Genomic DNA, 9,220 nt, shown 5'->3' on the forward strand with positions numbered 1-9,220 from the left:
CCTATGGCAAGAATTGCCGGAGTCGATTTGCCCCGAGATAAGCGGGTAGAAATTGGATTAACTTATATTTATGGTATTGGACATTCAAGATCATTACAGATCTTAAAAGCGTTGAATATTAACCCAGATACCAGAACAAAGGATCTGACCGAAACTGAAATCAATGATCTAAGAAATATTCTTGATGAAAAATACACTGTTGAAGGTGATCTTCGCAGAGAAGTAAACCTGAACATTAAGCGACTTATTGAAATTGGATCTTATCGAGGTTTACGTCATCGTCGAGGTCTTCCTGTAAGAGGGCAAAAGACAAAAACGAATGCTAGAACTCGTAAGGGTCCTAAACGAACCGTTGGAAGAAAGAAATAGGAGGGCTTAAAAAATGGCAGTAAAGAAAGCAAGAAGAAAAGTTAAGAGAGTTAAAAAGAACATAGAACGTGGTCAAGCCCATATTCAATCTTCTTTCAATAACACCATTGTTACCATTACTGATATGGCTGGTAATGCTATAACCTGGGCTAGCTCAGGCGGTTTAGGATTTAAAGGTTCTCGAAAAAGCACTCCTTTTGCGTCACAGATGGCAGCAGAAGAAGCAGCTAAATCGGCCATGGAACACGGTATGAAAAGCGTTGAAGTTTTAGTTAGAGGTCCTGGTTCCGGTCGTGAGGCAGCGATTCGTGCTATACAGGCAGCTGGATTGGAAATTACCTTAATACGTGATGTAACACCAATTCCACATAATGGCTGTCGACCACCTAAGCGACGACGAGTATAATGGGAGGGCGAATATAATGTCAAGAAATATAGAAGCTTCATGTAGACAATGTCGGCGGGAAGGTACAAAATTGTACCTAAAAGGCGAACGTTGTTACTCAACCAATAAATGTGCGTTCGAAAGACGTCCAACACCACCAGGTCAACATGGAAAAAGAAGAACAAAAGTGTCTGAATATGGCCTGCAATTACGTGAAAAGCAAAAAGCAAAACGTATTTATGGGATTTTAGAAAAACAATTCAGAAGCTATTTTGAAATTGCTGAAAAACAAAAAGGAATTACCGGACATAACTTACTAATCCATTTGGAATCACGTTTAGATAATGTGGTTTACAGATTGGGCATGGCAACTTCCCGTAAAGAAGCGCGTCAATTAGTAGATCATGAACATTTCCTGATTAACGGCAAGAAACTGAATATTCCATCATACATTACCAAAGAAGGTGATGTGATTGAAGTTCGACCAAAAAGTAAGAAATCTCAAAAATTCAAAGATATCCTGGAAGTAACAGAAAGCAGAACGATCGCACCATGGTTATCAAATGATTTGGAAATACTATCAGGAAAAATTATTGGCAGACCAGCAGTTGAAGACTTAGACATTGAAATTGCTGAACATCTTATTGTTGAATTGTATTCTAAATAGATACATGTTCGGGAACCAATTAACCCTCATGTTAATGGATGGATTTAAAATAAGTAGGAGGGTCTTGAATAAATGATCGAATTTGAAAAACCAATCATTGAAATTATCAATAAAACAGATGATGAAACCTATGGCCGATTTGTAATTGAACCTTTGGAACGAGGTTATGGAACAACGCTTGGCAATAGTCTAAGAAGAATTATGTTGTCATCCCTTCCAGGGGTCGCTGTGACATCTGTTAAAATCGAAGGCGTGTTACATGAATTTTCCACCATTCCCGGAGTGAAAGAGGATGTCATCGAAATCCTTTTGAATCTTAAAGGTCTGGCAGCTGCAATTTATGTAGATGAACCAAAAATCATCTATATTGAGGCATCAGAAGAAGGCGTCATCACAGCAGGTGATATCCTCGCAGATTCTGATGTGGATATTCTAAATCCTGAAATGCACATTGCAACCTTATCTAAGGGCTCAACGCTTAATATGGAAATGCGTATTGAACAGGGACGAGGCTATGTCGCAGCAGATAAAAATAAATACCCGGGAATGCCCATTGGGACTATTCCTATGGATTCGATTTTTTCCCCTATTAAAAAAGTTATTTTCCTTGTGGAAAATACCCGTGTGGGACAAATCACTGATTTTGATAAACTGACACTGGATATCTGGACTGATGGTACCACGACTCCCGAGGAGGCATTATCCCTTGCGGCTAAGGTTTTAAGTGAACATCTTAACCTGTTCATCAATTTGACTGAACATGCCACCACGGTGGAAATCATGGTTGAAAAAGAAGAAAGTGAAAAAGAACGCATTCGCGAAATGTCGATTGAAGAATTAGAACTTTCTGTAAGGTCCAGTAATTGTTTGAGACGTGCCAATATTGACACCGTCGAAAAATTAACACTAAAAAGCGAAGAGGATATGATAAAAGTTCGTAACCTCGGACGTAAATCACTCAATGAAATCAAGCACAAACTAGCAGAAATTGGATTGTCCTTGAGTCAAGAAGAAGAAAAGGCAAAGGAGTAATAATACTATGGCGGGATATCGAAAACTAGGCCGTCCCTCTGATCAACGTAGAGCATTATTGCGTAATCTTACAACCGCTCTTTTAGAACACGGTAAGATTCAAACAACCGTAACTAGAGCAAAGGAAGTAAAAAGATTAGCTGATAAGATGGTCACACTTGGTAAAAGAGGCGACTTACATGCCAGACGACAGGCAATTGCATATATTACACAAGAAGTTGTAGTAAAAAAATTGTTTGACGAAATAGCACCTAAATATAATGAACGACCCGGCGGTTACACTCGAATTTATCGTGTTGGACCACGTCGCGGCGATGGCGCAGAAATGGCCATAATTGAATTAGTATAACTTATACTGGAGAAGGGGATTAAGGTGTTTTAATACGCCTGATCCCTTTCTTGTATTTAAAAATACCAGTGATAAACACCAAAGCAGGTGAAATGAAAGTGACAATGGAAACAAAAAAAAGAATGATTGAAGTACAAAACGTTAGTTTTGTTTATCCACACAACAATGAAGAAGAAAATGTCATCGCCCTTGATGGGATCGATTTTCATATAAATAAAGGTGAGTTTGTAGGGATTATCGGCCATAATGGTTCAGGTAAATCCACTCTTGCTAAACTATTTAACGCCATTATCTTTCCAACCCAGGGGAATGTTTTAGTCAATGGTTTTAATACCAAAGACCAGGAACATCTCTGGGATATCCGCCAAACTGCGGGAATGGTTTTTCAAAACCCTGATAATCAGTTGGTGGCAACCATTGTAGAAGAAGATGTGGCATTTGGACCGGAAAATCTTGGTGTTCCCCCACAAGAAATCAGAGAACGGGTGAATCGAGCCCTGGCTACTGTAGAAATGAAAGCTTATGCTCATCAAAAACCCCACCAATTATCAGGCGGTCAGAAGCAACGGATTGCCATTGCCGGAATTCTGGCAATGGAACCTGAATGCATTATCTTTGATGAACCGACGGCTATGCTGGATCCATCCGGTCGTCGGGAGGTCATGGGAACCATTAAAAAACTAAATCAAGATAAACATATGACGGTGATTCACATAACACACTTTATGAATGAAATCATTGATGCAGATCGCATTATTGTGCTGGATAAAGGAAAAATAGTTATGGAAGGGACTCCAGAGGTAATCTTTAAGAATGTACAGGGTCTTAAAAAGATTGGATTGGACGTACCCCAAATGACAGAACTCGCCTATGAGCTAAAAAACGAAGGTTTGGATATTTCCGATAATATTCTTAGCATAGAAGAAATGGTGGCAGCACTATGTCAGTAGAAATTAAAAATTTGACACATATATATTCCCAGGGTTCACCCTTTGAATTCCAGGCGCTTGAAAATATTAACATCACCATTGAAGATGGAAGTTTCGTCGGAATTATCGGACATACCGGCTCGGGTAAGTCAACTTTAATCCAACATCTCAATGGATTATTGATTCCAACATCAGGAACAGTAATTGTTGATGGAACGGATATTTTTGCCCAAAAAAAATCTAAACTCATTCAATTACGTCATCGCATTGGTCTTGTTTTTCAATACCCGGAGCATCAGCTTTTTGAAGAAACAGTTCACAAAGATGTTGCCTTTGGACCCAAAAATCAAGGATTATCAGAAAAAGAAGTCGATGAGCGCGTCCGTAATTCCATAAAAATGGTCGGTTTGAATTATGATGAGGTAAAAGATAAATCCCCCTTTGAGCTTTCAGGCGGACAAATGCGGCGAGTGGCCATTGCCGGTGTTATAGCCATGGAACCATCAGTGCTGATTCTTGACGAACCAACTGCAGGGCTTGATCCCAGAGGCCGTGACGAGATTCTTGAGCAGATCAAAACCATGCATCGTGAGAAAAAAAATACAGTGATCCTGGTATCCCATAGTATGGAGGATATCGGGAAACTGGTAGAAAAAATTCTGGTAATGAACGAGGGAAAAATAGTATACTATGATACGCCGAATCGTGTCTTTACTGAGATTGATACGCTGGAAAAAATCGGATTGGCTGTGCCAGAGGTGACATATCTCATGCGACGCTTAAAGAAGAAATATCCAGAAATTCGAGAAGATATTTTCACAGTGGAAGCTGCTAAAAAAGAAATTCTCAGGGTTATAAGAGGATAAATTAATGTTAAAAGATGTAACAATTGGACAATTTTATCCAACCGGGTCCATTATCCATAAACTGGATCCGCGAACAAAAATACTATTCACAACAGCCTTTGTTGTTGTATTATTTTTTATAAATAATCTATGGGGATATCTGGCTGCCGCTCTTTTATTAGCAGTCGTCATTCTCATATCTAAAATTCCGGTAGGCTATATTCTCAGAGGGATTAAAGGTTTAGTACTGATCATATTATTAACGGTGATCTTAAATTTATTTATGACACCAGGGACGATTATTGCATCCTTTGGACCTTTTAATATTACCCTGGAAGGCACAAAAATAGCAACTTTCATGGCGCTTAGATTGATATTTCTTGTTATTGGAACCAGTGTGATGACATTAACCACTTCGCCCATTGATTTAACCGATGGCATGGAATGGTGCATGAAGTTCATTCCTTTTGTGAGACGTTATGCCCATGAGTTAGCGATGATGATGTCAATTGCACTTCGTTTTATTCCAACATTAATGGAAGAAACCGATCGAATTATGAAGGCGCAAAAAGCCAGAGGAGCAAATTTTGAAACCGGAAATATTATTTCACGGGCGAAAAATCTGATCCCGATTTTGGTGCCATTATTTATTTCAGCTTTTCGTCGAGCAGATGAACTTGCTACCGCAATGGAAGCGCGCTGCTACCGTGGCGGGGAAAATAGAACGCGGATGAAACAACTCATATTTGCACGTCGTGATGTGGCTGCTTTTGTGATAATGATTGTTATGATGGGCGGATTTATAGCCACAACCATAATCAATATTCCACTTCTGTTTCCAGTTTAGAGAAAAAGATGAATAATTTGAAAATAATAAAAAATATACAGCTGATTATCAGCTATCGGGGAACTCATTATTGCGGTTGGCAAATTCAGCCCAATGGAATCACGATTCAGGAAGTTATTAGCGGAGCCATTTATCAATTAACCGGCGAAAAAGTGAACCTTATCGGCTCTGGTCGAACGGATGCCAGGGTTCACGCCTTAGGTCAGTGTGCTAATTTTTTTACATCTGCGACGATCCCGCCGGAACAGTTTTTCAAAGCAATCAATACTAAGTTACCAGATGATATTCGCATTCTGTCAAGCAAAGAATGCGATATGAATTTTCACAGTCGTTACAATGCAAAGGGAAAGTGTTATCTTTATAAAATCTATGAGGCCGTTGTTGGAAGTCCTTTTCAATCGGATCTGGCTTTTCAGGTCAACCAATCCCTAGATTGGAAAGCCATGGAAGAAGCGGCCGGGTTATTTATCGGAGAACATGATTTTAAAGCCTTTATGGCCAGTGGAAGCTCAGTAAAAACAACGGTAAGAAGAATTGATAGTATTTCCTTTAATAAGAAAGATGACCTTTCGGAAATAACCTTTATCGGGAATGGCTTTCTCTATAACATGGTTCGGATTATGGCGGGCACACTTTTTGAGGTGGGATCTCATCGATTAGACCCTCGTTCAATTTCCGGGATCATCCTGGGAATGGACCGCTGCAAGGCTGGGATTACAGCTCCGGCCCAGGGGTTATATTTAAAGGAAGTATTTTATTAGAAAAAATTATTGGAAAACATGACAAAAAACTTGACACACACGGCAAGATGCTATAGAATTAACTGTGGACGTTAATGTATCACTAGCCCCGATACAGACGAAAACGATTTTCGATGAATCCCACTTTGTCGAAAAACCAAAATGAAATTATTAAGAATATTATTGAACTGAGGAGGACTTTTGAGATGAATGCGAACGCCACAATTATGGCCAAGTCTCATGAAATAGACCGTAAATGGTATGTTATTGATGCAGAAGGTAAGGTTTTAGGACGATTAGCGACGGAAGTTGCTAATATTTTACGAGGGAAAAACAAACCAATGTTTTCCCCACACATGGATACTGGAGATTTCGTCATTGTTATTAATGCCGATAAGATTGTTTTAACAGGAAACAAATTGGATCAGAAATTATACAAAACATATTCTGGATATTGCGGTGGATTAAAGGAAATGACCTACAGAAAATTCTTAGCTGAAAAACCAGAGCTTTTGATTTTTAAAGCAGTAAAGGGTATGATCCCACATAACAAGCTGGGTGACAAGGTTGCTACAAAACTTAAAGTTTATGCCGGTACCGAACATCCACACGCTGCTCAATTACCAGAAGTATACGAATTTTAATGCTGAGAAGGAGAAAATAGAGAATGGCTATTATACAATATTTAGGAACTGGAAGAAGAAAAACCTCGGTTGCCCGAGTTCGTTTATTACCAGGAACTGGTAAATTTACCATTAACGGTCGCGATATAGATGAATTTTTCGGAATGGAAACACTGAAGGTTATTGCCAGACAACCATTAAAATTAACAGACACATTGGATACATTCGATGTGATTGTCAATGTTCATGGCGGCGGATTTACAGGACAGGCCGGAGCGATCCGACATGGGATTTCCCGTGCATTGCTTGAAGTGGATGTTAACCTGAGACCAGCACTGAAACGTGCCGGATACTTAACCCGTGACTCCAGAATGGTTGAAAGAAAAAAATACGGTCTTAAAAAAGCCCGTCGTGCTCCACAGTTTTCAAAACGTTAATATCAGACTTTTTTCAAAGTCCTGCGACATTCAATGTTGCAGGACTTTTCAGTGTTACGCTATAATAAATTAAGAAAGCAGGAATTTATGAATAACAAACAACCCATTATCAACATTGCTGTCATCGCCCACGTCGATGCCGGAAAATCTACTTTGGTAGATGCCCTTTTAGCACAAAGCAATGTTTTTAGAGAAAATCAGGAGGTCGTGGACTGCGTTATGGACAGCAATGATCTGGAACGTGAACGTGGAATTACCATTTACTCAAAAAACTGTTCTATCATGTACAAGGATATTAAAATAAATATCGTGGATACTCCAGGACATGCGGATTTTTCATCTGAAGTTGAACGAATCCTAAAAACAGTCGATACAGTTGTTCTTTTAGTGGACTCCAGTGAAGGACCCATGCCTCAAACTCGTTTTGTACTCAATAAATCACTGGAAAAGGGATTAAACCCGATTCTTTTTGTTAACAAGATTGACAAAAAAGATCAACGAGCTGAAGAAGTTGTTGATATGGTTTTCGACCTTTTTGTCGAGCTTAAAGCCACTGATGAACAATTGGATTTTCCGGTTCTTTATGGCGTTGCTAAAGAAGGGACTGCCATCAGAGATATGGCTGATGAACAGAAGGACTTACAGCCTCTTTTTGAAACCATTGTTGAGCATGTCGGTTTACAGGATGATTTAAGCCTGGAACCTTTGCAAATGCAGGTTTCAACCCTTGCCTATGATGATTATATTGGACGTCTGGGAATTGGTAAAATATATTCAGGTACGATTCATGCCGGTGAACAAATTGAAGTAGCTAAACAGGATGGCACCTTTAAGAAAGAAAAGATAAACCAGGTCTTTGTTTATCGTGGTTTAGCCCGTGTGGAAGTTAAAGAAGCCAAAGCAGGGGATATTGTTGTTGTTGCGGGAATCCCTGACATTTCTATTGGTGAAACCATTGGCGAAATCAATCAGGTTCAACCCATGGAACTGATCGAGATTGAACAGCCAACACTTTCAATGAACTTTCTTGTCAACAAATCACCATTTGCCGGTGAGTCTGGAAAATTTGTGACGACTCGACATATTCGGGCACGTCTGGCGAAAGAGCTGGAAGTGAACGTTGGATTATTGGTTGAGGATCTTGAAGATACCACCGATGGCTTTAAGGTTTCAGGACGTGGAGAACTTCACCTGTCAATTCTTTTAGAAAACATGCGACGAGAAGGTTATGAAGTTGCGGTTTCGAAACCTGAAGTTATTATGCACCGGGACGAAAAAGGCAAACTTCTCGAACCGATTGAAAGCGTCATTATTACTGTACCTGAAAAATATGCAGGCACTGTTATTTCAAAGTTAAATGGCAGAAAAGGTCGTATGGAGGGCATGTACAGTGATGAAGGCTGGTCCCGGTTAGAATTTTTAGTTCCAACCCGTGGTTTACTGGGTTACCAAAGTGAATTCATTAATGATACCCATGGTGAAGGGACGTTAGTTCGTCGTTTCGCAGCATTCGAAGATCACAAGGGTGATATTCCACAGCGTCAGAATGGCGTGCTTATTTCCCAATTTAACGGAGAAACCATGGCGTATTCACTGTTTAATTTAAGTGATCGTGGTGAAATGATGGTTGGAGCAGGAACTAGAGTCTACGAAGGTATGGTTATTGGAATAAATAACCGAGCTGATGATATGACCGTCAATCCTACTAAAAACAAGAAAATGACCAATGTTCGTTCTTCCGGTACAGATGAGGCTTTAAAATTAGTTGAGCCAAAAGTATTGACCTTGGAACAAGCTTTAGAATTTATTAACGATGATGAATTGGTGGAATTAACACCAACCGATATTCGCATACGAAAGAAACTGTTATCAGAGTTGGATCGTAAAAGATACGGTCGATAAATGATGATAAAAAAGACGCCGTAAGGTGTTTTTTTTATTATTGAGATATTTTCCATGATTGTGTTTGGTGTTCTAAGAAGATACTTTGATTTTTA

12 protein-coding genes are annotated in these 9,220 nt (G+C 39.4%); all 12 read left to right on the top strand.

Features of this window, described 5'->3' with window-relative positions; genetic code table 11:
* Nucleotides 1-3: 3 nt before the first annotated feature.
* A complete protein-coding gene (gene rpsM, locus VIK44_RS05605) occupies nucleotides 4-369 on the top strand; it encodes a 30S ribosomal protein S13 (protein WP_331552872.1) in 366 nt (121 codons plus the stop codon).
* A 13-nt stretch (nucleotides 370-382) separates the two neighbouring features.
* Entirely contained in the window at nucleotides 383-775 is a 393-nt protein-coding gene (gene rpsK / locus VIK44_RS05610; RefSeq protein WP_331552862.1) for a 30S ribosomal protein S11, read from the top strand.
* A 16-nt stretch (nucleotides 776-791) separates the two neighbouring features.
* The gene (gene rpsD, locus VIK44_RS05615) at nucleotides 792-1,421 is read left to right on the top strand and encodes a 30S ribosomal protein S4 (protein ID WP_331552863.1); all 630 of its coding nucleotides are present in this window, start codon (nucleotides 792-794) and stop codon (nucleotides 1,419-1,421) included.
* A gap of 72 nt (nucleotides 1,422-1,493) precedes the next feature.
* Nucleotides 1,494-2,453 carry a DNA-directed RNA polymerase subunit alpha gene (locus VIK44_RS05620; RefSeq protein ID WP_331552864.1) on the top strand — a complete coding sequence of 320 codons (960 nt, stop codon included), beginning with the start codon at nucleotides 1,494-1,496 and terminating at the stop codon, nucleotides 2,451-2,453.
* A 7-nt stretch (nucleotides 2,454-2,460) separates the two neighbouring features.
* On the top strand, nucleotides 2,461-2,802 hold the full coding sequence (gene rplQ, locus VIK44_RS05625) for a 50S ribosomal protein L17 (RefSeq protein WP_331552865.1): 342 nt from the start codon (nucleotides 2,461-2,463) through the stop codon (nucleotides 2,800-2,802).
* A 92-nt stretch (nucleotides 2,803-2,894) separates the two neighbouring features.
* Nucleotides 2,895-3,752 (top strand): energy-coupling factor transporter ATPase, encoded by an 858-nt coding sequence (locus VIK44_RS05630; RefSeq protein WP_331552866.1) that lies wholly within the window; start codon nucleotides 2,895-2,897, stop codon nucleotides 3,750-3,752.
* Nucleotides 3,743-4,597 carry an energy-coupling factor transporter ATPase gene (locus VIK44_RS05635; protein WP_331552867.1) on the top strand — a complete coding sequence of 285 codons (855 nt, stop codon included), beginning with the start codon at nucleotides 3,743-3,745 and terminating at the stop codon, nucleotides 4,595-4,597. Before VIK44_RS05630 ends, VIK44_RS05635 begins: the two co-directional genes overlap by 10 nt.
* Nucleotides 4,598-4,601: 4 nt before the next feature.
* Nucleotides 4,602-5,423 (top strand): energy-coupling factor transporter transmembrane component T, encoded by an 822-nt coding sequence (locus VIK44_RS05640; protein ID WP_331552868.1) that lies wholly within the window; start codon nucleotides 4,602-4,604, stop codon nucleotides 5,421-5,423.
* 26 nt (nucleotides 5,424-5,449) lie between these two features.
* Nucleotides 5,450-6,184: a tRNA pseudouridine(38-40) synthase TruA gene (truA, locus tag VIK44_RS05645; RefSeq protein ID WP_331552873.1), complete on the top strand. Its 735-nt coding sequence runs from the start codon at nucleotides 5,450-5,452 to the stop codon at nucleotides 6,182-6,184.
* 185 nt (nucleotides 6,185-6,369) lie between these two features.
* Nucleotides 6,370-6,807, top strand: a complete 438-nt coding sequence (rplM, locus tag VIK44_RS05650; RefSeq protein ID WP_331552869.1) for a 50S ribosomal protein L13 — start codon at nucleotides 6,370-6,372, stop codon at nucleotides 6,805-6,807.
* A 23-nt stretch (nucleotides 6,808-6,830) separates the two neighbouring features.
* Nucleotides 6,831-7,223 (top strand): 30S ribosomal protein S9, encoded by a 393-nt coding sequence (gene rpsI / locus VIK44_RS05655; RefSeq protein WP_331552870.1) that lies wholly within the window; start codon nucleotides 6,831-6,833, stop codon nucleotides 7,221-7,223.
* An 87-nt stretch (nucleotides 7,224-7,310) separates the two neighbouring features.
* A complete protein-coding gene (gene typA, locus VIK44_RS05660; protein ID WP_331552871.1) occupies nucleotides 7,311-9,125 on the top strand; it encodes a translational GTPase TypA in 1,815 nt (604 codons plus the stop codon).
* The last annotated feature ends 95 nt before the right edge of the window (nucleotides 9,126-9,220 follow it).

The organism is Acetobacterium sp. (genome assembly GCF_036508315.1).
GTDB lineage: Bacteria > Bacillota > Clostridia > Eubacteriales > Eubacteriaceae > Acetobacterium.

Bases quoted from the DNA above. Each gene is read 5' to 3' on its own strand.
- rpsM (WP_331552872.1), top strand. From the start codon at position 4: ATGGCAAGAATTGCCGGAGTCGATTTGCCCCGAGATAAGCGGGTAGAA.
- rpsK (WP_331552862.1), top strand. From the start codon at position 383: ATGGCAGTAAAGAAAGCAAGAAGAAAAGTTAAGAGAGTTAAAAAGAAC.
- rpsD (WP_331552863.1), top strand. From the start codon at position 792: ATGTCAAGAAATATAGAAGCTTCATGTAGACAATGTCGGCGGGAAGGT.
- VIK44_RS05620 (WP_331552864.1), top strand. From the start codon at position 1,494: ATGATCGAATTTGAAAAACCAATCATTGAAATTATCAATAAAACAGAT.
- rplQ (WP_331552865.1), top strand. From the start codon at position 2,461: ATGGCGGGATATCGAAAACTAGGCCGTCCCTCTGATCAACGTAGAGCA.
- VIK44_RS05630 (WP_331552866.1), top strand. From the start codon at position 2,895: ATGAAAGTGACAATGGAAACAAAAAAAAGAATGATTGAAGTACAAAAC.
- VIK44_RS05635 (WP_331552867.1), top strand. From the start codon at position 3,743: ATGTCAGTAGAAATTAAAAATTTGACACATATATATTCCCAGGGTTCA.
- VIK44_RS05640 (WP_331552868.1), top strand. From the start codon at position 4,602: ATGTTAAAAGATGTAACAATTGGACAATTTTATCCAACCGGGTCCATT.
- rplM (WP_331552869.1), top strand. From the start codon at position 6,370: ATGAATGCGAACGCCACAATTATGGCCAAGTCTCATGAAATAGACCGT.
- rpsI (WP_331552870.1), top strand. From the start codon at position 6,831: ATGGCTATTATACAATATTTAGGAACTGGAAGAAGAAAAACCTCGGTT.
- typA (WP_331552871.1), top strand. From the start codon at position 7,311: ATGAATAACAAACAACCCATTATCAACATTGCTGTCATCGCCCACGTC.